A 24,963-nucleotide genomic window follows, 5' to 3' on the forward strand; every position below is an offset into this window, starting at 1 on the left:
TGGTTAAGCAGTTGTGTTGTCCTGGCCTGTCTCCCTCCCCACCAGCCGCTTGGCCTTCTTCTTTTGATACGCCGCGTCATCCACCTGGCTGGCCTCGCGCAGGGCCTTGTAAGCGTCCTCGTGCGTGTCTTTGAGCAGCTCCATGCCGGCGCGCAGGTCGTCTTTGAGGAAGACGTTGAGGGCGCTGAGGGTGGATTTGGCGGTGGCGCCTTTGATTTTGGCGGCGTCGATGGCCAGCTGGGGGGCGCTGAGCTGGGCGGCGAATGCTTGGGCAGCGTCGGCCAGGGCCGTGGTGGCGTCGGTATCCCAGTTATATTCTTTTTTGAGCACCGACGCGTGGGCTGCCGCGCGCCGGGCCAGGTCGGTGGCTTCGGCGGCCAGGGCCTGGTCGGTCATGGCGGTGTAGTCGCTGGCGCGGCGGTGCAGCCCGGCGGCCTCGGCGACGTTGGCGGGCTCCTCGGCTTTGTAGAGCAGGTAGAGGGCGTTGGCGGCTTTCACGAGGCGGGCGATGAGGGCGGTGCCGACGGCGGATTTGGCCAGGGTGGCGCCTTCGGAGGCCACGCCCTTTTTGCGGGCCGTGCCGTCGAGCAGCCCCAGCTGCGCCTGGTACTGCGCCGCGAGCCTGGCGAAGGCGGGCACGGCGGCCACGGCCGTGGCATTATCGGCGAGCACCTGTTGCACCTTGCGGTGGCGGGCGAGGCGGGCAAGCTGGTCTTTGTTCATGGGGCTGGGGGGCGAAAAGCCGGTGGGAGAATGATGTTTTTACAAGAAAGCGGGCCAGAAAGGGCCTGGGTTAGGCCCCGGAGGGCCCGGAGCGGTTGGGGCAGGCTTCGGAGTAGCCGGCCCGCCGTCCGGCGCGGCACACGGCGGGCCCGGAGCAGGACAAAAGGGGTCGGGAGTTGGATACTAACGGTCCGGAGCGGCTGAGAAACGGTCTGGAACTGCGGGCGGAATGTCCGGAGCAGGATAAAAGCTGTCCGGAGGTGGACGCCGACGGTCCGGCGCAGTGGGAAAGATGGGCGGAGTAGGACAACAGGCATCGGGCGGGGCGCAGAAGCCGTCCGACGCGGCGTTCAGGTCACGGGCGGGTCCGGCGCGTGTTCGCCTTCGTGGCGTTTCACCAGCAGGGCCTGCACGGCGTCCCTGAAGTCACCCTTTTTCACCGGGCCGCCGGGCCGCTGCGCCAGGCTGGGCACGGCCGCGTTGTGCAGCACCCCGAAGCTGGGCCGCCACGCCAGCCAGTGCAGCCGATGGCAATATTGGTCGAACGCATCCGGCGTGAAGCTGGCCCCAATGATGCCTTTCCAAGTACCCATTGCATTACAGAAAAAAGGGTGAAGGCCACCGGCCTGCCATTGCCGGACCCTGGTGTAAAGCACGGCATTCCCGCTGCCCACCGCATCAGTGCCAGCACTGAACTTTGCCCCTCACACCCAGCCCTCGCGCACGGCCCGGGCCGCCAGCCCCACCACCGTGCGTGCGCCCGTCTTCTGCAGCAGGTTGCGGCGGTGGCTTTCCACGGTGCGCACGTTGATGAACAGGCGGGCCGCAATTTCCTCGTTGCAGCAGTCTTCCACCACCAGGCGCAGCACCTCCAACTCGCGGCGGCTAAAACGGCCCACAACGGCATAAGGCGGCACTATCTGGGGCGGCCCCGGGCTGTAGTTCCCGGTCGGGGCGTGCAGCCAGGGCGCCAGCGCCGCCGCCAGGGCGTGCGGCGGCACGTGCGCGGGCATGAGCAGGCGGGTGCCCGGCCAGGCCCGCGCGTCGGCGCGCTGGGCCGGCGTGCCCGGGTCGGCCAGCACGAGCAGGCGCTGGGCAGGCCGGGCGCGGCGCAGGCTGGCGAGCAGCGCCGTCAGGTTGAGCCCCGGCAGGGCGCCGTCGAGCACCAGCAGCCCAAAGGCGTGTTGGGTCATCAGTTCGGCAGCCTCCGCGGCGTTGGCCGTGAGGGTTAGGCGCAGGGCGGGGCATTGCTCCCGTAGCACGGCCAGCAACCCCTGCCGAAACAGGGTAGGCATGGCGGCCACCAGGGCCGTTGGGGTAGAACTAAGCATGGCGGGCAGAAAAGAGGTTCAACCCCACCGCGCCGCCGCGCCGCAAAGCGCCAGCCGAAGCGAAGGGTTAGTACAGGAAAGGTCTGCGCAAAATATGCATCATAATTTAATTATCAATAATTATTATTTTATATGTACTAATTTTAAGAATTGTCTGTTGCGGGCATATTTGAGTGGGTTGAAAACAACCGGACACAAAAAACGCCGCCCTGCAAGCAAGGCGGCGTTTTTTGTGCCCAGGAGAGCGAATGAGCTAGTTGCGGCGGCTGCCGCCCAGGAAAATGCTGACGTAGTACAGCAGCGTGGCCAGCGAACTGATGGCCGCCACCACGTAGGTCATGGCAGCCCACCAGAGGGCGTCTTTGGCCATGGCGTGCTCCTGGGTGGTCACCACGCCGCGCTGGTCCATCCAGGCCAGGGCGCGGCGCGAGGCGTCGAACTCCACCGGCAGGGTCACGAACGAGAACAGGGTGGTGAGCGAAAACAGCACAATGCCCACGCCCAGCGGAATTACGGAGCGGTTGACCATGTACACGCCGGCTATCAAAATCCAGGGCATCCACTTCGACACGGCGCTCAGGGCCGGCACCATGGCCGAGCGGAACTGCAGCATGGAATACGCCGTGGCGTGCTGCACGGCGTGGCCGCACTCGTGGGCCGCAATGGCCGCCGACGCCGCGCTGCGCTCGGCGTACACGCCCTCGCTCAGGTTCACGGTTTTGTCGGTGGGGTTGTAGTGGTCGGTGAGGCGGCCCTCGGTGCTGATGATGCGCACGTCGGTGATGCCGTGGTCGGCCAGCATGAGCTCGGCCACCTGGGCACCTGTCAAATTGGCTTGCAGGCCTACTTGGGCGTACTGCCGGAACTTGCTGCGCAGGCGCCACTGAATGCCCGCGCTCACCAGCATCAGCAGAATCAATAGGATAATCATGACAAAAAGGGAGAAGGTGAGAAACGCTACGAGGAGTGCAAAATGCGCTCCACGATGCGGGACGTGCTGTAGCCCGGCACCAGGGGCACGGTCAGCACTGCGCCGCCCCTGTTCAACACCACTTCGTGCCCCACAATTCCTTCAATGCTGTAGTCGTCGCCCTTCACCAGCACGTCGGGCTGCACCAGCTCGATGAGGGCCAGCGGCGTGGGCTCGCCAAACAGCACTACCGCGTCCACAAACGCCAGGGCGGCCAGAATCCGGGCCCGCGCATCTTCGTCCTGAATGGGCCGGCCCGGCTTGAGGGCGCCCACCGACGCATCGGTGTTCAGGCCCACCACCAGGGCGTCGCCCAGGTGCCGGGCCCGCTCCAAGTAGTCGACGTGGCCGAGGTGCAGCAGGTCGAAGCAGCCGTTGGTGAACACCACTTTGCGCCCGGCAGCGCGCCACGCGGCCACGGTGGCCGGCAGCTGCTCACGGTTCAGAATTTTATCTTTGGTCCACATAGGAATTGAATTATGAATTATGAGTTAGGAATTATGAATTGAGTCCTGAGCACCTTGACGCAACAGTGGCACAACTCATAATTCATAATTTTCAATTCATAATTCTGTTGTCAGCGGTTCGTCGGCAATGGCTTCGGCTTCGGCGGCTACGCTGCCTTTGTCGGCCGCGGCCACGGCGACGAAGCTGATGCCGCCCATGAGCACCACTAGCAGCGTTTGGGCGCCGTGCACCACCAGGGCATAGGCAATGCCGGCCTCTTTGCTGATGCCGTACACAATGAGCACGCCCTGCACCAGCACGTGGAAAGGCCCGATGCCGCCCGCCACCGGCGCCGCCATCCCAAACGCCCCGAACGTGAGCACGGCCAGCCCGGCGCGCATGTCGAGGTTGTAGGTTTCGGGAAAGCAGAAGAACGCCAGGTAGTCCATCAGGTAATATATGCCCCAGGTGAAGAGGGTGTGGAAGATGAACAACCACTTGTTTTCCAGCTTCAGCACGCTGAACACGCCGGCCAGCAAGCCCTTCACAAACAGCACCGCTTTGTTGAAGAAGGCATTCTGCCGCAGCCGCTCCAGGTTGCGAAACAGCGCAAAGCCCGCCACAATCAGCAGAATGAAGCCCACCACGGCCGCGATAACGAGCGGCAGCGGGTTGCGGGCCAGCGTCTCGTAGCGCCCGCCCAGGATTTCCACCGTCACGAATTTCCAGAAGGTTTGGAAATCAAGCAGCAGCAAGGTGCTCAGCAGGCCCAGCAGCACTAGCACGTCAATCACGCGCTCGGTCACCACCGTGCCGATGGCCACCTGCACCGGCACGCCGCTCGTGCGCCGCAGCACCGAGCAGCGAATGACTTCGCCCATGCGCGGCAGCACCAGGTTGGCCAGGTAGCCCACCATCATGGCGTGGTACACGGGCCAGTAGGGCGCTGGGGTTTGCGAAGCCTTGAGCTGCATCTGCCAGCGGTAGGCGCGGCTGAAGTAGCCCAGCGTGGACAGCGACAGCGTGAGGGCCAGCCAGAAATAGTTGGCCGTGGCGATGTAGTGCCCGATGCGCGAAAGGTCCTGCCCTCGCACCGCGTACCACATCAGCGCGCCCGAAATGCTCAGCAGCAGCGCGTATTTGAGAATGTTTAGAAACGCTTTCAATCGAAAATCAGAATAACCAATGGCGCAAATGGAGGAACAGGAATCGCCGCAAAGGTAAAACGCACTTGCCCCGGCACCGCGGCCCTCTCTATTCCACCACCACGTTGTCAATCAGCCGCACGCCGCCCAGGTGCGCCGCCAGGCACAGCACCACGGCCCGGCCGGCGGCGTAGTCGGCCAGCGGCTGCAGGGTTTGGGCGTCGGCCACTTCCACGTACTCGGGCGTGAGCAGGGGCTCTTGGGCCAGGGCGGCTTCGGCGGAGGCGCGCACCTGGGCGGGCGGCACGCCCTGGCGCACCTGGGCGGCGGCGGCCTGCAGCACTTGGTGCAGCAGCGGCGCGGCGGCGCGGGCGGGCGCATCGAGCCGGCGGTTGCGCGAGGACATGGCCAGCCCGTCGGCCTCCCGAATGGTCGGGCAAGTCACGATTTCGAGGTCAAAGGACAAGTCGGCCACCAGCTGGCGGATGACGGCCACTTGCTGCCAGTCCTTCTGCCCGAAATACGCCCGGTGCGGCCGCGCCATGTGGAACAATTTGCTCACCACCGTGGCCACGCCGTTGAAATGCCCGGGGCGGTGCGCCCCTTCCATCACCCGCTCCAGGTCGCCAAAATCGAACCGCAGCACGGCCGGCTGCGGGTACATTTCCTCCACCGAAGGCACAAACAACGCCGTGCAGCCGGCGGGCTCCAGGAGGGCCGCGTCGGCTTCGGGCACGCGGGGGTAGAGGCGAAAGTCTTCGGCGTTGTTGAACTGCGTGGGGTTGACGAAAAGGCTGACCACCACCACGTCGCAATCAGTTCGGGCGGCTTGCACCAGCTGCAGGTGGCCGTCGTGCAGGGCCCCCATGGTGGGCACCAGGCCGATGCGTTGGCCGGCCCCGCGGGCGTGTTCGGTGTAGGCGTGCAACCCGGCGGCGGTCGTGAGTATCTGCATAGAAGAGGAAGGCTATTGGACAGGCCCCCGGCATGATTTATGTTGATTTTCCGCCCAAAATTGTTTAATTTTGTGCACCCATAGCATGGCCTTGTCCCATTCTCTTCAATAATCCATTATGTCGAAGCTACGAATCCTCTACGCGGCCACCGAAATTGACCCCTTTCTGCAGACCACGAAAGTGGCTGAAATGCTCCGGCGCCTACCCGCCAGCATGCAGGAGATGGGCTGCGAAATTCGGATTTTTGTGCCCCGTTTCGGCATCATCAACGAGCGCAAAAACCGGCTGCACGAGGTAGTGCGCCTCTCGGGCATCAACATCGCCGTGGGCGATGACGAAAAGCCCCTGGTCATCAAGGTGGCCTCCATTCCGACGGCCAAGTTGCAGGTTTATTTTATCGATAACGAAGACTATTTCCACCGCAAGTCGGCGCTGGTCGACAAAAATGACAAGTTTTACGCCGACAACGACGAGCGCGCCATTTTCTTCTGCAAAGGTGTGTTGGAGACGGTGAAGAAACTAGGCTGGTCGCCGAATATTGTGCACTGCTCGGACTGGATGACCGGTTTGATTCCGCTGTACCTGAAAACGACCTACAAGAAGGACCCGGTGTTCAAGGACGCCAAGTCGGTGTTCTCGATTTACAACAACGAGTTCAACGACAAATTTGAGGGCAACATCTTGGAAAAAGCGAAGATGCTCGACATCGACGACCAGATGCTGGCCTCGCTCAAATCCGCTGATTTCAGCGGCTTTATCAAAATGGGCATGGAGTACGCCGACACCGTGGTGCGGTCCGACGAGGACTTCAGCGAAAACATGAACGGCATGTTCCACGAATACGCCCTGCACAACAAGCTCAGCCAGGTAGCCACCGACGAAAACCTGCACACTTCCTACCTAGCGCTTTACAATGAATTGGCTAACTAGCCGCAGTGCCCCCCTCGTGGCTTTGGCCGCCTTGGCGCTGGCCAGCTGCGACACCGGCACGGACTTGAACGTTGACCTGCCCGACACCACGGCCGTCAGCACCGAATACAAAGACATTCCCCTGGAGGTGAGCACCGTGCGCTTGTCGCCAGTGGAAACCATCAAAACCAATCAATTTCTGGTGGGCCGCCTGGCCGACAACGTGGCCGGCCTGACCACGGCGGGTGCGTATTTCAACGTCATCGACGCGCGCGATGTGAATACGGCGTTGGCGGTCACCGGCATTGTTCCCACCGATTCGTTGCCCTCAGTGTTTACTGCACCGGCGCTGGACTCGGTAGTGCTGGTGATGGGCTACGACCGCGTGTATGGCAGCGCCGTTACTCCGGCCCGCTTCGACCTGTTCAAGCTCGCGGCACCGCTCGACGAGCGGGAAGTGTACAACAGTAGCAGCACGGCAACCCGCGGGGCAACCATCGCGCAGGACCTGCGCAGCCGCCTCGACCGGACCCAGACGGTGGCCACGGCCGCCGTCGACGCTACCACCACCACGCCGGCCATTCCGGCGGGCACCACCGTGGTGCCCGACCCCACCGTGCGACTGTTATTGCAACGCACGGCGGTGCCGGCTTCGGGAAGCACCCCGGCGATTCCGGGCGTTACCTCGGGGTTCTCCAGCGATTTGTTTGACCAACTCAAAGTGGCCGGCTTCAACCAGACCAAGCTGGACGCCCTTCTCGGCGGGCTGGCCGTGCTGCCCAATGCCAACCACACCGGCAGCATTATCAGCTTCAGCAAGGCGTATAAACAGCGCATTCTGCTGTATTACCATCACAGCAAATCCCCTCCTACGTATTCCAGCACGTATTCCATCTACTTTGGCCCGGCGTACAGCAGTATAAGCTCCGGCTACACTTCCTCGCGCGACCCGCGCTACTTCACCAACATCGAAACCATGCTGCCGCCGGCCCTGTCGGTCCTGTCGGCGCGCTCGGGGGCGGTGCCTCCTGCCGTGCTGGGCGGCACCAGCTACGTGCAGGAAGGCACCGGCCTGGCCACCCGCGTGCTGATGCAGGGCCGCGTGACACTGAAACGCCTGGTGGGCTCGGCCGATACCACGGGGGTCATCATCAACCGGGCCGAAATCCTGGTGCCCATCAAGCCCTTCACCAATGCCTTGTACGGCAACCCTAGCCAGCTGTATGCGGTGGAAGTAGACGCCAACAACAACGTGTTGCAGCGCATCATCAACTTCCTGCCCACCGACCGGGTTGTGCAGGCCGACGGCGCCGACCCGCAGTCGGCGGGCGCCCCCACATTGGGTGTGCTCAACGCCACGGGGGCGCAGTCGTACTACGCGGTGCCGGTCACGTCCTACATGCAGGCTTACTTCTACAACAAGTTGGGCACCGTGCCCGCCGCCCTGGTGCTGGCGCCCAACATTCGGGCGTCTACGGGGCTGGCACTGAACCGGGCGGCACTCGACGCGGCCAACATCCGGCTCCGCGTATATTATTCAAAGAAACAGTAAGTGCCCGGCAACGCCGGCACGGCGCAGGCCCGCTTCGTTTTAATTTTTACCCTTACTTAATCCCCATTTGCCATGTGCGGCATTGTCGCTTACCTGGGCCATCGCGAGGCCTGCCCCATAATTCTCAAAGGCTTGCACCGGCTCGAATACCGGGGCTACGATTCGGCGGGCGTTGCGCTGCTCAATGGGGAACTCAATGTGTACAAGAAAAAAGGCAAGGTCAGCGACCTCGAAGCCTTTATTGCTGAGAAAGACACCCACGCCAAAGTAGGCATGGGCCACACCCGCTGGGCCACCCACGGCGAGCCCAACGACGAGAATGCCCACCCGCACTACTCCACCTCGGAGCGCATTGCCATCATCCACAATGGCATCATTGAGAATTACGCGGCCCTGAAAACGCACTTGCAGCAGCAAGGCCACGTGTTTCATTCGGACACCGACACCGAAGTTTTCGTTAACCTGATTGAGGAAATTCAGAAGCAGAACTCCTGCTCGCTGGAAGAAGCCGTGCGCCTGGCCCTGCACGAAGTGGTGGGCGCCTACGCCATCGTGGTGCTCAGCAAGGACGCCCCCAACCAGCTCATTGCGGCCCGCAAAGGCTCGCCCATGGTCATCGGCATCGGTGAAGGCGAGTTCTTTATTGCCTCCGACGCGACGCCCATCATCGAGTACACCAACGAGGTGGTGTACGTGAACGACTACGAGATTGTGGTCATTCGCGAAGGGCAGCTCGAAATCCGCTCGAAGGAAGACGTGAGCCAGACGCCTTACATCCAGAAGCTGGAAATGGAGCTCGACAGCATCGAAAAGGGCGGCTACGAGCATTTCATGCTGAAAGAGATTTTTGAGCAGCCCCGCTCCATTCTCGACTCCATGCGCGGGCGCCTGGAGCTGGCGTCGGGCCACCTGAACATGGGCGGCATCCGGGCCTACGAGCAGAAGTTTGTGAATGCCCAGCGCATCATCATCGTGGCCTGCGGCACGAGCTGGCACGCCGGCCTGGTGGCCGAATACCTCATTGAGGACCTGGCCCGCATTCCGGTGGAAGTAGAGTACGCCTCGGAATTCCGCTACCGCAACCCGATTATCACGGAGCGCGACATCGTGATTGCCATTTCGCAAAGCGGCGAAACGGCCGATACCCTGGCCGCCATCGAGCTGGCCAAGAGCAAGGGCGCGACCATCTTCGGCGTGTGCAACGTGGTGGGCAGCAGCATTGCCCGCGCCACCGACGCCGGCGCCTATACCCACGCCGGCCCCGAAATCGGGGTGGCCTCCACCAAAGCCTTCACGGCCCAGGTGACGGTGCTCACGCTGCTGGCCATGATTATGGGGCAGAAGCGCGGCACCATCACCGATACCAAGCTGCGCGAGTTGATGGTGGAGCTGGACACCATTCCGGCCAAAGTGACCAAAGCCCTGGAGCTGGACACCCAGATTCGCGAGATTGCCGAGGAATTCAAAGACGCCACCAATTTCCTGTACCTGGGCCGCGGCTACAACTTCCCCGTAGCCCTGGAAGGCGCGCTGAAGCTTAAGGAAATCAGCTACATCCACGCCGAGGGCTACCCCGCCGCCGAGATGAAGCACGGCCCCATTGCCCTAATTGACGAAAACATGCCGATGGTGGTGATTGCCACCCGCGACAGCTCGTACGAGAAGGTGGTGAGCAACATTCAGGAAGTGAAAGCCCGCAAGGGCCGCATCATCGCGGTGGTGAGCGAAGGCGACAAAGTAATTCCGGCCATGGCCGAGTTCGTGATTGAAGTGCCCCACACCAGCGAAGTGCTGATGCCTTTGGTATCGGTGGTGCCGCTGCAGCTGCTGAGCTACCACATTGCCGTGCTGCGCGGCTGCAACGTGGACCAGCCCCGCAACCTCGCCAAATCGGTGACGGTGGAGTAAGCGGTGAGTTGGTGAAATAGTGAAATGGTAAGCTTTTGATGCTTGCCTCAGGAAGCCGCTTCTGGAAACAGAAGCGGCTTCTCGCGTTATTTGCGCTGCCTAAACTCACCATTTCACTATTTCACCGACCCACCGCATGTCTCATCAGATTATCCTTACCGACCAGGCCCCCGCGCCCATTGGCCCCTACTCCCAGGCCGTGAAAGCGGGCAACACGGTCTACGTTTCGGGCCAGATTCCGCTGGATGCCGCCGGGCAGTTGGTGCCCGGCGACGTGGCCGCCCAAACCCACCAGGTGCTGAAAAACCTGACCGCCGTGCTGGCCGCCGCCGGCCTGAGCCTGCCCGACGTGGTGAAGTGCAGCATTTTCGTGAAGGACCTCGGCAACTTCGCCACCATCAACCAAGTGTACGGCTCCTACTTTGACGACGCCACCGCACCGGCCCGCGAAACGGTGGAAGTAAGCCGCCTGCCGCGCGACGTGGAAGTGGAAATTTCCTGCATTGCCGTCGGGGCATAATAAGCCGGCGAGGGACGCGTTGTGCGGGATTGTTTCACCCCATTTCCCTTCCCGCATGAAAGAACTTGGACTCGGACTGCTCATCATTGGGCTGATTTCGTTGGTGTTGCCGCTCGTCAACCCCAACCTGCACTACGTTTTTCTGACCTGGATTGACAAGGGGGGCCCGGCCGTGGCGTGGGGCATCCGGGGCGGCATCACGCTGCTGGGGCTGGTGCTCTGGCTGGGCTTTAAGAACCGGGATTAGCGCGGGCATTTTGGGATGCTGATGGAAACAGGGGCAGCCGTCATCCTGAGCGCAGCGAAGGACCTTCTCCTGTTAGAATGATGCATTCATCGGTGAGAAGGTCCTTCGCTGCGCTCAGGATGACAGACGCTTGGTTTCTCCGTTCTATTATCTCCTTGATAAGCAATAGGTAGCGCCGTCAAAATAAGCTTACTACCAAAGCTGGGCATTAACCCCGTGGCGGGCGAAGGCGTAGGTGGCAACAGGCTTTTCGGGTAAATCCGAGGCCGTTTTGCCACCTGTTCTTTCGCCCGCTTCCATGGAAAACAAGCCCACCACGCTGCCCCCGCAAACCCAGGACCAACAACCCGGCCTCGAAGCCGAAATGACGCCGGCCCCCGAATACATCCGGGCCAATTACCGCGGCAGCGGCAAGCTGCAAGACAAAGTGGCCCTCATCACGGGCGGCGATTCCGGCATTGGCCGGGCCGTGGCCGTTCACTTTGCCCGCGAAGGCGCCGACGTGGCCATCACCTACAAGCCCGAGGAAGAGGAAGACGCCTACGCCACCCGCCAGCTGGTGGAAGCCGAAGGCCGCCGCTGCCTGACCCTGCCCGGCGACCTGCGCGACGCGCACTACTGCGAGCAGCTAGTGGAGCAAACCGTGCAGGAGTTGGGCAAGCTCAACATCGTGGTGAGCAACGCAGCCGAGCAATTCGTGAGCACCGACGTGGCCCAGCTCTCGAACGAGCAGTTTGAGGACACGTTTCAGGTCAATTTCTTCGCCATGGTGCGCGTGGTGAAGGCCGCGCTGCCGCACCTGCACGCGGGCGACTGCATCATTGCCACGTCGTCCATCAACGCCTACCGCGGCAACCAGCAGCTGGTGGATTACACCTCCACCAAGGGCGCGATTACGGCCTACATCCGGTCCATTGCGCAGCAGCTGGCCGAGAAGAAAATTCGGGCCAACACCGTGGCGCCGGGGCCCATCTGGACGCCGCTCATCCCGGCTAGCTTTCCGCCGGAAAAAGTTGCATCTTTCGGCAAGGACACCACCATGAAGCGCCCCGGCCAACCGTCGGAAGTGGCCCCGGCCTTCGTGTTCCTGGCTTCCGAAGATGCCTCTTACATCACCGGGCAGGCCATTCACCCGAATGGCGGCGAGGTGCTGAACACCTGATTTGAGCTACTTGAGCTGAGCGCTGCGAAGCTGAATTTCCGTTCTGGGCGGCGTTTTATTTTTTGCCTTTCACCGTTTTTTCTCCCGGTTATGGCAGCTCCGTTTTTGACCCATCCGCTGCGCAGCGCGGCCGACCTTAGCCTGGTTATGGCCGCCATTGGCAATGCCCGCGTGGTGCTGCTGGGCGAAGCGTCGCACGGCACGCACGAGTACTACGCGTGGCGCGCGGCTCTCAGCAAGCGCCTTATCCAGGAAAAAGGTTTTCGGTTCATCGCCGTGGAGGGTGACTGGCCCGACTGCTTTGAGGTGAATGCGGCCATCAAGCAGGATGAAGTGAGCTACGGTTCGGCCGCCCAACTCCTGCAAACCTTCAACCGCTGGCCCACTTGGATGTGGGGCAATTGGGAAACCGCGGCGCTGGTCGACTGGCTGCACCAACACAACCAAGCCCAGGCACCCGAGCAGCGCGTAGGTTTCTACGGTCTCGATGTGTATAGCCTCTGGGAATCGTTGCAAGCCGTGCTGCACTATGCCGAGCAGCGGGGCGACGGCGCCATTTCGGCGGCCCGCCAAGCCTTTCGCTGCTTTGAGCCCTACAGCGCCGACCCGCAGGAGTACGCCCGCGCCGTCGCCTTCGTGTCGGAAGACTGCCAGGACGAGGTGAACGCCGTGCTGCGCGCCCTGCGTCGCCAGGCCGCTGAGCGCTTCCCCGCCAACCTCCCCGAGCGCGAGCAAGCCTTTGCCGCCGAGCAAAACGCCCTGGTAGCCGTGAACGCAGAGCGCTACTACAAGGCAATGCTGCGCGGCGGCGGCGCCTCTTGGAACGTGCGCGACGAGCACATGATGGAAACGTTGAATCGCCTGCTCGACCTGCATGGGCCTGAGAGCAGAGCTATTGTGTGGGCCCACAACACCCACATCGGCGACGCCCGCTACACCGACATGCGCCGCGAAGACATGGTGAACCTCGGCCAGCTGGCCCGCGAGCAGCTAGGCCGGCAGCGGGTGTTCAGCATCGGCTTTGGTTCCTACCAAGGGGCAGTGATTGCGGGCAGCGAATGGGGCGCGCCAATGGAACGCATTACGGTGCCCGCCGCCACCCGCCGCTCCTGGGAAGACCAGCTGCATGAACACACCAACGGCACCGATGCGCTGCTGCTGTCGGCTGAAAACAAGCAAATTCCGCGCCTGCAGCAGCCGCTGGGGCACCGCGCCATCGGGGTGGTGTACCGGCCGCAGTTTGAGCAATTTGGCAACTACGTGCTGTCGGACATTCCGGAGCGATACGACGCGTTTCTGTTCATCGACCAGACCCGGGCGCTGCACCCACTGGCCATTCACCCCGAAGCAAGCGGCCCGCCCGACCTGTACCCCTGGGGCGAGTAGCGTAGCGTGGACTCTGCGAGTCCGCGCTTGGGCGAACGGGCTGCAATGCGCGGACTCGCAGAGTCCACGCTACAGTTCATGCCCTTACCTTTGCGGCGCGTTCCGAGAACCGGGACGCGCTTTTGCATGCTTATGACTGAAAGAGAAGTTCGGGTGCGCTTTGCGCCCTCGCCCACCGGGCCGCTACACATCGGCGGCGTGCGTACCGCGCTGTATAACTACCTGCTGGCCCGCAAGCTGGGCGGCAAGATGCTGCTCCGCATCGAGGACACCGACCAGAACCGCTTCGTGCCCGGCGCCGAGGAATACATCCTCGAAGCCCTGGCCTGGTGCGGCATCGTCATCGACGAAGGAGTGGGCGTGGGCGGCCCCCACGCGCCCTACAAGCAGAGCGAGCGCAAGCCCATGTACAAGCAGTACGCCGACCAGCTCATCGCCGACGGCCACGCCTACTACGCCTTCGACACGCCCGAGGAGCTGGACGCCATGCGCGCCCGCCTGCAGGCCGCCAAGGTGCCCAACCCGCAGTACAACAGCATCACGCGCGCCCAGATGCGCAACTCCCTCACCCTGCCCGAGGACGAAGTGAAGCAGTTGCTCGACAGCGGCGCCCAGTACGTCATTCGCCTGAAAGTGCCTCGCAAAGAGGAAGTTCGCTTTCAGGATTTGATTCGTGGCTGGGTGGTGGTGCACTCTTCAGCCATTGATGACAAGGTGCTGATGAAGTCGGACGGCATGCCGACCTATCACCTGGCCAACATCGTGGACGACCATTTGATGGAGATTTCGCACGTCATCCGGGGCGAGGAGTGGCTGCCGTCGGCGCCGCTGCACGTGCTGCTCTACCGCTATTTGGGCTGGGAGAAGACCATGCCGCAGTTTGCCCACCTGCCCCTGCTGCTGAAGCCCGACGGCACCGGCAAGCTGAGCAAGCGCGACGGCGACCGCCTGGGCTTCCCGGTGTTCCCGCTGGAGTGGCGCGGCATCGACGGCGAAACCGGCGAGCCCACCGTGAGCCGCGGCTATCGCGAAGACGGCTATCTGCCCGAAGCGCTGGTGAACTTCCTGGCCTTCCTGGGCTGGAACCCCGGCACGCAGCAGGAGATTTTCTCGATGGACGAGCTGATTCAGGCCTTCTCAATTGAGCGCGTGAGCAAGTCGCCGGCCAAGTTTGACCAGAACAAGGTGAAGTGGTTCAACGAGCATTACCTGCGCGCCAAATCCGACGCCGAACTGGCGCCCTACCTGCTCACGGCCCTGCAGGAGCACGGCATTGCCTGCGACCAAGCCAAAGCCGAGCAAATCGTGAGCGTGATGAAGGAGCGGGTGAGTTTCCCGAACGACTTCTGGCAGGAAGCCAAGTACTTCTTCCAAGCGCCGACGGAGTACGACGAGGCCGTCGTCAGCAAGAAGTGGAACACCCAGGTGAGCGCTGCGCTGGCCGCTTACGCCGACGGCTTGCCCGACAATTCGGAGCCTAGCGCCAACGCCGAAGTGCTGAAAAGCATTTTCAACCAGATTGTGGAAGCCCAGGGCATGAAGCCCGGCCAGGTGCTGCAGGCCCTGCGCGTGGCCGTGACCGGCGCGGCGGCCGGCCCCGACTTGTTCGAGACGCTGGCCATTTTGGGCAGCGGCGAAGTGGCCACGCGCCTGCGGGCGGCCGTGGAGCGGCTCGCGGCTCGCGCCTAACGGCGACGGCAAGGGCAAAGCTGGCGCTTCGGTTTATGCACCAATGGAAAAAGGCTGGCCTTCAGGCCAGCCTTTTTTTATGCCCGAATGGTTTACCCGAAAGCATTAATTCGCGTAGAGCGGTAGAAACTGCCCCACCTTCCCGTCATGGCCAAGAAACCCGTCAAACCCAAAAAAGCCGCTGCCGACCCCGAAAAAAAAGCCCGCGTCCACAAAGAGCTGGAGGGCTTTGAAATCGGCGTGAACCCGCTCGGCGAAATCACGTCCAACTACAGCATCGAGCAAATCAACCAGTTTCTCGGCCGCCACGTGCGCGACAAAAAGCTGGTGGACCGCGCCGGGCAGTTCGGCGAAAAGCCCGCCCCTGGCGAAACCGAAGACGAAGCCTTCCCCATCGCCGACGCCGAGCACTCGCCCGAGCCCGAGGAAACCGACGAGGAATTCATGAAGCGCACCAGCCGCGAGGCCAAGCGCAAAAAAGCCGTAGAAGACCCCGACAAAGAAGCCGCCGAAACCCGCAGCGAGCTGCCGCTGGAAGAATAGTCTGCTGGCCTAAAGCGTGTTGGTGGTGCCCGTGCGAAGGCCCTTCTCAAAGGTTTCGACTTTGAGCAACTGGCCGTCCTGGTAGGTTTCGGTGCGGGTGGCCTTACCGGGCTCGTAGGTTTCTACCTCGGTCAGCTTCCCGTTTTCGTATTTCTCGGCTCGCGTGATGGTGCCGTCGGTGTAGGTTTGCACGGCCGTAATCTGGCCATCCTCGGCGTAACTCGTCCAGGGGCCATACCAGTAGAAGCGGGGCAGCTTGTCTTTGCCGGTCACCCACTGCGCGGCGCCGCGACGGGCCACCTTGCCACCAGGGTACCAATAAGTTACTTCACAGAATCCCTCGCGGGCGTACGACTCAGTGCGGTCCAGGGCACCTGTCGGCGCGTAGTAGCGGAAAGTGCCCACGGGGCGCCCGTGGCGGTAGCGGCCCGAGGTGTACAGCAGCTGAGTGGCCGAGTCCTGGTAGGTGCGCCAGCGCCCTTTCGCCAGTCCGTTGCGGTCGGAGCGATTGGCCTTGGACGCGCTGCGCGAACCAGCGCAAGAGCCCAATACGGCGGCCAGGCAAACAACTAAAAACAGCGAAGGGAGACGCATGAACTGAGAGCGTTAGGGCCAACGGTACAATTGGTTGACCAAGGCTTTTCAACGCAACTCCCGAAAAATATTGTGTGTTCCGCGCCGCGGCAAAAATGTAGCAGGGAATATGTCAAAGGCCCTATCTTTGGCAGCATCTTCCGCCTTTGCTTCGCCCCATGCCCATGCACTCCCACGACGTTGACTACCGCATTCTTGGCTCCGACATTCAGGTTCTGGAAATCGAGCTCGACCCCAACGAAACCGTGATTGCTGAAGCCGGCGCCATGGTGTACATGGAAGAAGGCATCGCGTTCGAAACCAAGATGGGCGACGGCTCCGAGCCCGACCAAGGCTTTATGGGCAAGCTATTTTCGGCGGGCACCCGGCTCATCACCGGGGAGTCGTTGTTTCTCACGCACTTCACGCACCGCGGCGGCTATGGCAAAAGCCGGGTGGCCTTCTCGGCGCCCTATCCCGGCACCATCATCCCCGTCAACCTGGGCGACATGCCCGCCGGGCTCATCGTGCAGAAAGACGGCTTTCTGGCCGCCGCGCGCGGCACCAAAATTAGCCTGCACTTCAACCAGAAGCTGGGCGCCGGGCTGTTTGGCGGCGAGGGGTTCATCCTGCAAAAGCTCACCGGCGACGGCAAGGCCTTCGTGCACGCCGGCGGCACCATCATCGAGAAAAAGCTGAACAACGAGTTGCTGCGCGTGGACACCGGCTGCGTGGTGGCCTTCGAGCCCGGCATTGATTTCAGCGTGGCGCGGGCCGGCGGCCTCAAGTCCATGATTTTTGGGGGCGAGGGCCTGCTTTTGGCCACGCTGCGCGGCACGGGCCGCGTCTGGCTGCAGTCCATGCCCGTGAAAAAGCTCATCCGGGCCCTGGCGCCGGGCGGCGGCAATGCGCAGAAGGAAAGCGGCACCGTGCTCGGGGGCCTGCTCGGCAATATACTCGACGAGTAGGGCCTTACTCGGCCATGCCCTTGATGGCGAAGGCCACGGCTACCAGCAGCAACAGGCCCACGCCAACGGCCACGCGAACCAGAAATTTGACGTCGCCGTTTTCGTCGTGCTTGCGGCGGGCGGCTTCCCGGCGCTGGCTCCGGGTTTTATAGGGGCGCTGATAAACCTGTTTCTTGGTCACAGGTGCTTGAGTCGTATAGGACATAGGCGGGAATGTTAGGGTAATATTACTACATATCCCGCAATTGTTTCCTTTATTATTTCAGATAGTCGGCTAAAAGTCGGGGGCGATTCGCCGAATCGCGCCTTTTTATCGACCATCACGGCTTTTGAACTTACCAGCAGCGGGTTATCGGCTTGGTTCGGGCGCCACGGCCGTGCGCAGCACGGCTTCCAGCACCTCACGGGTGTTGAGCAGGCGCGGCACTTTGTGCTGGCCACCCAGCTTGCCCTGGCTGGCCAGCCATGCCTCGAAAGTGCCCGCGGGCACGGCCCGCAGCCGCGGGGGCGCCAGCGCCAGGCTGCGGTGGCGCTTGGCGGCGTAGTCGGAGTTCAGTTCGCACAGCGTGGCGTCGAGCACGGCGCTGAAATGCGCCAGGTCGGGCGGGATGGCGGCGGGCGCAAACTCCACGGCCCACTCGTGCCCGCCGCGCGAGGTGGCACTATCGGCCGAGAACCAGACCGGTGCGGCCGTGAAGTCGCGCACGGCGGCGCCGGTGGCCTGGCTGGCTGCTGCCACCGCCGCTTCGGCATTTTCGATGACGACCTCCTCGCCAAACGCGTTGAGAAAGTGCTTGGTACGCCCCGTAATGCGCACCCGGTAGGGCCGCAGTGAGGTGAAGCGCACGGTGTCGCCCACGAGGTAGCGCCACAGGCCTGCATTAGTGCTAATGACCAGAGCGTAGGGCCGATGCAGTTCCACCTCGGCCAGCGGCACGGGGCGCGGCTCGGGCGCGTCCCATTGGTCGGCGGGCAGAAATTCATAATAAATGCCGTGGTCGAGCAGCAGCAGCAAGTCTTCGCTGTCGGGCTGGTCCTGCAGAGCAAAGTAGCCTTCCGAGGCGTTGTAGATTTCGAGGTAGCGCATGCGCGCGTCGGGGATGAGCTGGCGAAACAGCTCGCGGTAGGGCCCGAAGGCCACGGCGCCGTGCAGAAACAGCCGCAGCCGGGGCCACACCTGCGTGATGTCGTCGGCGCCGGCCAGGACCACCACGCGACGCAACAGCACCACCATCCAGGTGGGCACGCCGGCCAGGGTGCGCACGTCCTGCCGAAGCACGTGCCGGGCAATGCGCTCTATTTTCTCCTCCCACTCGTCCAGCAGCGCCAGGCGCAGCGGCGGGGTACGCAATTGCTCGGCCCACCACGGCAGTTGCTGCATGATGACGGCCGACACGTCGCCGGCCCGCGAGGCGGGCTCCGCTGGCCGGAACGGGTTGTGGGCGTGCGCGCCGCCCAGCGAGAGGGTTTTGCCGGCCAGCAGCCGCTCCTGGGGGTAGAAATGCGTGCTCAGGGCCAGCATGTCGCGGCCGGCTCGGTAGTGGCATTCGTGCAGCGCCTCGGTGGTGACGGGGATGAACTTGCTGCGGGCGTTGGTGGTGCCGCTGCTTTTGGCAAACCAGCGCGGCCGGCCGGGCCACAGCACGTCGGGGCGCCCGCGCAATACTTTTTCCAGCTCGGGGTACAACTGCTCGTAGGTGCTCACGGGCACGCGCCGGCCAAACTCAGCCGCCGTCGGCGCCTCCCCAAAGCCGTAGCGCCGCCCCCATTCAGTGCTTTGGGCCCGGTGCAGCAACTGCGCCAGCAGCCGCGCCTGCAACGCTTCGGGCTGCTCCCGGATGCGGGCCAGCCGGGGCAAGCTCCCAAGTTGAACGGCGCGGGCGAGTAGCTGGTCGAGCATAGGCAAGTGAAATGAATGGACAAGCAGAAAACTAAAGAACGTCATGCTGAGCTTGTCGAAGCATCTCTACCGGGTGCGTAAATGATTACTCTTCGCGGCAGAGATGCTTCGACAAGCTCAACATGACGTTCAAAACCATTCCATATTACACGTTGCGCTTGAGCTCGAAATTTTTGCCCAGGTACACGCGGCGCACGGTTTCGTCACCGGCCAGCTCTTCGGCGGTGCCGGCTTTCAGGAGCTTGCCCTCGAAGAGCAGGTAGGCGCGGTCCACGATGCTGAGGGTGGAGTTCACGTCGTGGTCGGTGATGAGCACGCCGATGCCGCGGTGCTTGAGCTTGGCCACGATGCCCTGAATTTCTTCGGTAGCGATGGGGTCAACGCCCGCAAACGGCTCGTCTAGTAGCACAAATTTGGGGTCGACGGCCAGGGCGCGGGCTATTTCGGTGCGGCGGCGCTCGCCGCCACTCAGCACCTTGCCCAGGTTTTTGCGCACGTGGCCGAGGCTAAATTCTTCCAGCAGCTCTTCCACTTTGGCCTGGCGGGCTTCTTTTTTCATGGCAGTCATTTCGAGCACGGCCATGATGTTTTCCTCCACGCTCAGGTCGCGAAACACGCTGGCTTCCTGCGCCAGATAGCCCACGCCCAGCCGCGCACGCTGGTAGATGGGCATGGTCGTGATTTCGGTGCTGTCGAGAAAGATGCGGCCGGCGTTGGGCTTCACCATGCCCACCATCATGTAGAAGCAGGTGGTTTTGCCGGCGCCGTTGGGGCCCAACAGCCCCACAATTTCGCCCTGCTCCACGGTCACCGACATGTCGTTGACGACGGTGCGGGCTTTGTATTTTTTGATGAGGTGCTCGGCGCGAAGAATCATAAAGCAAAGGTAAGGCCTTGCGGCATGGCGGATGAACCGGCGAAACCAACGATTGCCGGACCCCAATTATTCGGCTTGCCTAACAATTGACTTGAATTTTTCCGTTACTTTTAACCCCACAACTCAACCCACCCCAAATTTTACTTTATATGACGGTAAAAACCCTACTCCTCGCGGGAGGCGCGCTGCTGGCCAGTGCCTCGGCGGCATCCGCCAGTGGCTTCCAAGTGAACCTGGGCGGCCAGAAAAACGTGGGCATGGGCGGCGTCGGCGTGGGCTTATCGCTCGACCAGGCCGCCATGTTCTACAACCCCGGCGCCCTGGCCATGGTGCGCGACAACGGCGTGCAGGTTGGCGTGAACGCGGCGATGGCCCGCATCAGCTTCCGCAGCGAAAACGGCGGCGACCAGCGCGCCCTGCAGAACAGCGTGGTGACGCCCTTCAACTTCTACGCCGGCTTCGGGCCCAAAGACGCCAAGTACAAGTTCGGCGTGGCCGTGTACACGCCCTACGGCAACAAGGTGAAGTACGCCGACGGCTGGGAAGGCCGCTACGCCCTCACCGAAATCAACCTGCAGTCCATCTACGTGCAGCCCACCTTCTCGTACGCCATCACGCCGCAGCTGAGCGTGGGCGCCGGCCTGATGATTCTGGCCTACGGCTCGGTGAACCTGCAAAAGGACCTGCCCCTGCCCACCGGCCCGGGCCACATCGAACTCGACGGCAAGGCCAAAACGCAGTTTGGCTACAACGCCGGCGTGTTCTTCAAGCCCTCCGACAAGCTGAGCGTGGGCGTGAGCTACCGCTCGCAGATTAACGCCGACGTAGAAAACGGCAAAATCACTTACACCGGCCTGCCCACCGGCGCCAGCGCGGCCCTCATCAATTCGCAGTTCACGGCCAACAAGTTTGCGGCCACGCTGCCCCTGCCGGCCGTGGCCAGCCTGGGCATCGGCATCATGCCCACCGACAAGCTGACCCTGGGCTTCGACGCGGCCCTGACCTTCTGGAGCAAGTACCGCACCCTCGACTTTGCCTTCAGCAGCGACAACGGCGGCACTGGCCTGGTGGGCAACCGCCCCACCAGCACCTCCGTGCGCAACTACCAGGACGCTCTGGCCTTCCGGGTGGGCGGCCAGTACCTGGTGAGCGACAAGCTGGCCGTGCGCGCCGGCGCTTCCTACGACTTCTCGGCCGTGCGCGACGGCTACGTGAGCCCCGAAACCCCCGACGCCAACCGCGCCATTGGCACGCTGGGCCTCTCCTACCAGGTGACGGACCACCTCGGCGTGGACGCTTCGTTCCTGTTTGAAGCCCTGATGCAGCGCAGCCAGAGCCAGCAGGACCTGCTGAACGTGGGCACCACCGACCGCGTGGCCGGCACCTTCCGCACCAATGCCTACATCCCCGGCATCGGCCTGCACTACAAATTCTAATTTCCCACCCGAACCTAAGTCTTTGCTTTTATGAAACTGTTTATCAAACGTTCGGCGCCCGTGCTGGGCTTGTTGGGCCTGGGACTGGCGGGCTGCCAGCCCAATATTGACGAACCCAAAGCCAGCGCCGGGCAGGCCAACTTTGCGACGTACATCGCGGTGGGCAACTCGCTCACGGCCGGTTACAGCGACAACGGACTGTACCTGGAAGGCCAGCAAAACTCCTATCCGTCCATTCTGGCACAGCAGTTTGCGAAAGTAGGCGGCGGCCCCTTCGTGCAGCCCCTTTTCGACGGGGCCAACCAGTCGAACGGCAGCGGCTACCTGAAAATTGCGGGCTTCGTGAACGGTTCGCCCTCTTTGGCTCTCGAAACCAGCAGCTTGGCGGTGATAAGCGGCAGCCAAGCTGCCGGCACCAACCTATTGGCCAAGGCGACGGCCAGCGCACAAAACCAGAACCTCGGCGTGCCCGGCATCCGCGTGGCCGACGTGCAAACGGCGGGCTACGGCTTCAACAACCCCGCGGGCTTCAACAACTATTTTGAGCGCCTGCTCGGCAGTGCCAATGCCACGGCAAGCTACCAGCAATACGTGCAGGAACGGGTCAATACGCTGAAGCCCACCTTCTTCACCAATTGGTTGGGCAACAACGACGTGCTCGGGTACGCCACTTCTGGCGGGGTTGCGCCCATGACGACGGAGGCCGAGTTTACCCTCAAATACAACGCCATCACCGACGTGCTGACGGCGGGCGGCGCCAAAGGACTGCTGGCAACTATTCCGAACGTGGCCAACGTCCCCTTGTTCACCACTGTGCCCACAGCCGCCGTTATTGCTCAAATCAACGCTACGCCCATTCCGGCGACGCTGGAACCTACCATTAAGGCCGCACTGGGCCTGCCCCAGACCTCGCCGCTGCCGGCGGGTCTGCGCTTTGGCTTCTACATTACCACCGGCGCCGGTGTTAAGCGCCTAGCCACCCCCAGCGACCTGCTGCTCCTGACGGCCCAAGCAGCTATCAATGTGCCTTCGACCAACCCCATGCAGCCTTTCCCGTCGGGCGTGGGACTCGAAATCCCCGGCGCTCCTGCCGCTACGGTCACGGCGCTGGCGGCCTCGTCTAATGCATTGGCCACCAACTTCGTCCTCGACCAGGCTGAGGTGGCTGCTGTGCAGACCCGCACGGCGGCCCTCAATGCCGTCATCACCACCACGGCCAATCAGAAAGGGCTGGCGGTATTTGATTCCAACACGTTCTTCAACGGCGTGGCTACCAATGGCCTGGTGATAAACGCAGTAAATAATTCGGCTGCTTTTGTTACGGGCAACCTATTTTCGCTGGACGGCGTGCACCCCACGCCCCGCGGCTACGCCGTGGTAGCCAACGAGATGATTCGGGCCATCAACGCCAAGTACGGCTCGGCCGTGCCCGGCGTGGACGCCACGCAGTACCGCGGCGTGAAATTCCCGCAGTAGCACTGAAGCCGCTCGGCTTCATTTAATAAAAAATGCCTTCTCCATTTGGGGAAGGCATTTTTGTTGGTTCTAGAATACCGCTTTGCATATTGCCTACGCTAGGAGTGTAGCAACCCTAGGAGCCAAGTACGCCGCAATGAGCTGGGCGTGGTGCCGGCCGTTTTCGATGAACCAGCGGCTGGTGGCCCGGCCGCCGCACACGGTGCCGGCCACGAACACGCCGGGCCGCGTGGTTTCGTGGGTAGCGGGGTTGAAGAGCGGGGCGCGGGCCTCATCCTGCGGGTCGGGCTCGATGCCGAGGCGGCCGAGCAGGGCCTCGTCCGGGTGGTAGCCGGTGAGGGCGTACACGCAACTGCTGGGAATGGTGAGCGGGCCGTCGGGCGTTAGCACGTCGATGGCCCCGGGCCCAATGGCGGTGACGCAGGTGTTAAAATGCGCCGTGATGCGGCCTTCGGCAATGCGGTTGACGAGGTCGGGCCGAATCCAATACTTCACCGATTGGCTGATTTCGGGGCCGCGCACAATGAGCGTGACGTGGGCGCCGGCGCGGGTGAGCTGCAGGGCGGCTTTGGCCGAGGAATTTTTGGCGCCGATGACGACGACTTCCTGGCCCACGTGCTCGTAGGGCTCTTTGTAGTAGTGCCGCACGTGAGGCAGGTCTTCGCCGGGCACGCCCAGCGGGTTGGGCAGGTCGTAGAAGCCGGTGGCTACGATGACGTTGCGGGTCGGGATTTCGCCCTGGTCGGTGGTCACGGTAAAATTGCCTTGCTCGCCGTCGAGCTTCAGCACTCGCTCGTAGAGGCGCAGGGTCAGCTTTTCGGCGCGGGCCACGCGCTGGTAATAGTCGAGGGCGTCTTCGCGCAAGGGTTTGTAGTGGGCGGTGGGAAAGGGGTAGCCGCCGATTTCGAGCAGCTCGGGCGTGGAGAAAAACTCCATGTTGGTGGGGTAGCCGATGATGGAATTAACCAGCGCGCCCTTTTCCACAATGGCCACTTGCAGGCCTTTGCGCTGGGTTTCGAGGGCGCAGGCCAGGCCCACGGGGCCGGCCCCGATGATGAGAACGTCGAGCATATTTAGGTGTCCAACTTGCAGTTGGAGAATTGTTGAGTGAAGTAGCGCGAACTTTGTAGTTCGCGTCCCCGCGCCGTTAACAACCGGATTGGCGGTAGTCGTTCTGGGACGCGAACTACAAAGTTCGCGCTACTTGCGCGCTACCTCTATGCGTACCTGCGACCTGTGCGGCAGCACCGATTTCAAAAAGCTGCCTTTTTACTACGAATTCGAGGGCCAAAGGCTGCAAGGCACCCAGTGCCGCAACTGCGACCTCATGTTTCTGGACCCGCAGCCCACGCCGGCGCAGCTGGAACGGCTCTACGGCAAAGACTACTTTACCGAGCGGCCCAACTACGACCGCACCCAGCAGGATGTGGTGTTCATCGAGGAAGGCCAGAAGCAGGAAGCAATAAACCAGCTCCGGCCCGACAAGTTCACCAACTACATCCTGGCCAAGTACCCCGGCCGCAAGTTCCGCTACCTGGAGGTGGGCTGCGGCCCCGGCTACACCCTCAAAAGCCTGGAAGCCATGGGCTGGCAAAGCCACGGCCTGGAAATATCCGAGCACGCCGCCGACTTTGCCCGCCGCGAGCTGCACCTGCCGGTGGTGACGGGCAACATCGAAACCACCGAAGATTTCCACGAAAGCCAGTTCGACCTGGCCTACATGGGCGACGTGCTGGAGCACCTGCTCTCGCCCAGCGCCACGCTGGCCAAGTTTCACCACATTCTGGAGCCGGGCGGGCTGCTGGTGCTGGCCCTGCCGGCCACGCTCAACCTGCCCACCGTGCGCCTGGGGTTTGCCGCTTACGGCGTGCTGGGCAAAGAGCGCAAAATGGACATTCCGCCCTACCACCTGTTCGAGTTCACGCCGGCCACCATCACCAAAACGCTGAAGAAGCAGGGCTTTGAAGTGGTGGAGCTGCTGAACCCGGTGAAGCCACCCAAGAACATTCGCCTGGGCGGCAGCGTGGTGGAGAAGGTGAGCAAGCTGGCCGGGCAATACCCCACGTATTATTTGAACAAGCTGACGGGCCGGTTTGGGGACAGAATGTTTGTGGTGGCGCGGAACGTGAAGTAGCGCGGACTTTTAGTCTGCGAGTATGTTGCTTGAGTTAAAAAGCTAACAATGCAAAAAAGCCTGAGGCATAGCTGCTTCAGGCTTTTTGCAACAGTCTTACGGGTTGAAAAT

At 62.5% G+C, this 24,963-nt stretch carries 25 protein-coding genes; 13 read left to right on the forward strand and 12 right to left on the reverse strand.

From position 1 onward, the window contains the following. Positions 1-3: 3 nt before the first annotated feature. The 7 genes from I2H31_RS20300 to panC form a co-directional block, all read right to left on the reverse strand. Positions 4-723 carry a hypothetical protein gene (locus tag I2H31_RS20300; RefSeq protein WP_196294883.1) on the reverse strand — a complete coding sequence of 240 codons (720 nt, stop codon included), beginning with the start codon at positions 721-723 and terminating at the stop codon, positions 4-6. Between the two features lie 350 nt (positions 724-1,073). Continuing rightward, on the reverse strand, positions 1,074-1,316 hold the full coding sequence (locus tag I2H31_RS20305; protein WP_196294884.1) for a hypothetical protein: 243 nt from the start codon (positions 1,314-1,316) through the stop codon (positions 1,074-1,076). 111 nt (positions 1,317-1,427) lie between these two features. Further along, entirely contained in the window at positions 1,428-2,054 is a 627-nt protein-coding gene (locus I2H31_RS20310) for a helix-turn-helix transcriptional regulator (RefSeq protein ID WP_196294885.1), read from the reverse strand. A 253-nt stretch (positions 2,055-2,307) separates the two neighbouring features. Further along, the gene (locus I2H31_RS20315) at positions 2,308-2,985 is read right to left on the reverse strand and encodes a zinc metallopeptidase (RefSeq protein WP_196294886.1); all 678 of its coding nucleotides are present in this window, start codon (positions 2,983-2,985) and stop codon (positions 2,308-2,310) included. Between the two features lie 26 nt (positions 2,986-3,011). Beyond that, on the reverse strand, positions 3,012-3,491 hold the full coding sequence (gene rfaE2, locus I2H31_RS20320; protein ID WP_196294887.1) for a D-glycero-beta-D-manno-heptose 1-phosphate adenylyltransferase: 480 nt from the start codon (positions 3,489-3,491) through the stop codon (positions 3,012-3,014). A gap of 96 nt (positions 3,492-3,587) precedes the next feature. Next, positions 3,588-4,637 carry a lysylphosphatidylglycerol synthase transmembrane domain-containing protein gene (locus I2H31_RS20325; RefSeq protein ID WP_196294888.1) on the reverse strand — a complete coding sequence of 350 codons (1,050 nt, stop codon included), beginning with the start codon at positions 4,635-4,637 and terminating at the stop codon, positions 3,588-3,590. Positions 4,638-4,725: 88 nt separating this feature from the next. Continuing rightward, on the reverse strand, positions 4,726-5,571 hold the full coding sequence (panC, locus tag I2H31_RS20330) for a pantoate--beta-alanine ligase (RefSeq protein WP_196294889.1): 846 nt from the start codon (positions 5,569-5,571) through the stop codon (positions 4,726-4,728). Positions 5,572-5,689: 118 nt separating this feature from the next. On the opposite strand from panC, the gene I2H31_RS20335 reads away from it, so the two are divergent. From I2H31_RS20335 to I2H31_RS20375, 9 genes are all read left to right on the forward strand, one after another. After that, complete coding sequence (locus I2H31_RS20335; RefSeq protein WP_196294890.1) at positions 5,690-6,502, forward strand: glycogen/starch synthase; 813 nt, start codon at positions 5,690-5,692, stop codon at positions 6,500-6,502. Further along, positions 6,486-8,033, forward strand: a complete 1,548-nt coding sequence (locus I2H31_RS20340) for a DUF4270 family protein (RefSeq protein ID WP_196294891.1) — start codon at positions 6,486-6,488, stop codon at positions 8,031-8,033. The genes I2H31_RS20335 and I2H31_RS20340 overlap by 17 nt, the downstream gene beginning before the upstream one ends. 72 nt (positions 8,034-8,105) lie before the next feature. Continuing rightward, positions 8,106-9,941: a glutamine--fructose-6-phosphate transaminase (isomerizing) gene (glmS, locus tag I2H31_RS20345; RefSeq protein ID WP_196294892.1), complete on the forward strand. Its 1,836-nt coding sequence runs from the start codon at positions 8,106-8,108 to the stop codon at positions 9,939-9,941. Positions 9,942-10,077: 136 nt separating this feature from the next. Continuing rightward, positions 10,078-10,461, forward strand: a complete 384-nt coding sequence (locus I2H31_RS20350) for a RidA family protein (RefSeq protein WP_196294893.1) — start codon at positions 10,078-10,080, stop codon at positions 10,459-10,461. Positions 10,462-10,516: 55 nt separating this feature from the next. Further along, positions 10,517-10,708, forward strand: coding sequence for a hypothetical protein (locus I2H31_RS20355; protein ID WP_196294894.1), 192 nt, complete (start codon positions 10,517-10,519; stop codon positions 10,706-10,708). Between the two features lie 298 nt (positions 10,709-11,006). Continuing rightward, a complete protein-coding gene (locus I2H31_RS20360; protein ID WP_196294895.1) occupies positions 11,007-11,870 on the forward strand; it encodes an SDR family oxidoreductase in 864 nt (287 codons plus the stop codon). A 90-nt stretch (positions 11,871-11,960) separates the two neighbouring features. Next, positions 11,961-13,256 carry an erythromycin esterase family protein gene (locus I2H31_RS20365; protein WP_196294896.1) on the forward strand — a complete coding sequence of 432 codons (1,296 nt, stop codon included), beginning with the start codon at positions 11,961-11,963 and terminating at the stop codon, positions 13,254-13,256. Between the two features lie 126 nt (positions 13,257-13,382). Next, on the forward strand, positions 13,383-14,945 hold the full coding sequence (gene gltX / locus I2H31_RS20370) for a glutamate--tRNA ligase (RefSeq protein WP_196294897.1): 1,563 nt from the start codon (positions 13,383-13,385) through the stop codon (positions 14,943-14,945). Between the two features lie 147 nt (positions 14,946-15,092). Continuing rightward, a complete protein-coding gene (locus tag I2H31_RS20375) occupies positions 15,093-15,488 on the forward strand; it encodes a hypothetical protein (RefSeq protein WP_196294898.1) in 396 nt (131 codons plus the stop codon). Positions 15,489-15,497: 9 nt separating this feature from the next. Here the strand turns inward: I2H31_RS20375 and I2H31_RS20380 are convergent, their stop codons facing one another. Then, positions 15,498-16,082 (reverse strand): toxin-antitoxin system YwqK family antitoxin, encoded by a 585-nt coding sequence (locus I2H31_RS20380; RefSeq protein WP_196294899.1) that lies wholly within the window; start codon positions 16,080-16,082, stop codon positions 15,498-15,500. Between the two features lie 164 nt (positions 16,083-16,246). On the opposite strand from I2H31_RS20380, the gene I2H31_RS20385 reads away from it, so the two are divergent. After that, entirely contained in the window at positions 16,247-17,029 is a 783-nt protein-coding gene (locus tag I2H31_RS20385) for a TIGR00266 family protein (protein WP_196294955.1), read from the forward strand. Between the two features lie 4 nt (positions 17,030-17,033). Here the strand turns inward: I2H31_RS20385 and I2H31_RS20390 are convergent, their stop codons facing one another. The 3 genes from I2H31_RS20390 to lptB form a co-directional block, all read right to left on the reverse strand. Then, the gene (locus tag I2H31_RS20390; RefSeq protein ID WP_196294900.1) at positions 17,034-17,234 is read right to left on the reverse strand and encodes a hypothetical protein; all 201 of its coding nucleotides are present in this window, start codon (positions 17,232-17,234) and stop codon (positions 17,034-17,036) included. 144 nt (positions 17,235-17,378) lie between these two features. Continuing rightward, on the reverse strand, positions 17,379-18,929 hold the full coding sequence (locus tag I2H31_RS20395; RefSeq protein WP_196294901.1) for a GH3 auxin-responsive promoter family protein: 1,551 nt from the start codon (positions 18,927-18,929) through the stop codon (positions 17,379-17,381). Between the two features lie 145 nt (positions 18,930-19,074). Continuing rightward, positions 19,075-19,806, reverse strand: coding sequence for an LPS export ABC transporter ATP-binding protein (gene lptB, locus I2H31_RS20400; protein ID WP_196294902.1), 732 nt, complete (start codon positions 19,804-19,806; stop codon positions 19,075-19,077). Between the two features lie 149 nt (positions 19,807-19,955). On the opposite strand from lptB, the gene I2H31_RS20405 reads away from it, so the two are divergent. Both I2H31_RS20405 and I2H31_RS20410 read left to right on the forward strand, forming a co-directional pair. After that, entirely contained in the window at positions 19,956-21,242 is a 1,287-nt protein-coding gene (locus tag I2H31_RS20405; protein WP_196294903.1) for an OmpP1/FadL family transporter, read from the forward strand. Positions 21,243-21,272: 30 nt separating this feature from the next. Then, a complete protein-coding gene (locus tag I2H31_RS20410; RefSeq protein ID WP_196294904.1) occupies positions 21,273-22,718 on the forward strand; it encodes an SGNH/GDSL hydrolase family protein in 1,446 nt (481 codons plus the stop codon). Positions 22,719-22,811: 93 nt separating this feature from the next. Here I2H31_RS20410 and I2H31_RS20415 read toward each other — a convergent pair whose 3' ends face one another. Then, positions 22,812-23,789, reverse strand: a complete 978-nt coding sequence (locus I2H31_RS20415; protein WP_196294905.1) for a YpdA family putative bacillithiol disulfide reductase — start codon at positions 23,787-23,789, stop codon at positions 22,812-22,814. Between the two features lie 148 nt (positions 23,790-23,937). On the opposite strand from I2H31_RS20415, the gene I2H31_RS20420 reads away from it, so the two are divergent. Continuing rightward, entirely contained in the window at positions 23,938-24,852 is a 915-nt protein-coding gene (locus I2H31_RS20420; RefSeq protein ID WP_196294906.1) for a class I SAM-dependent methyltransferase, read from the forward strand. The last annotated feature ends 111 nt before the right edge of the window (positions 24,853-24,963 follow it).

Source organism: Hymenobacter ruricola (genome assembly GCF_015694525.1).
Taxonomy (GTDB): Bacteria; Bacteroidota; Bacteroidia; order Cytophagales; family Hymenobacteraceae; genus Hymenobacter; species Hymenobacter ruricola.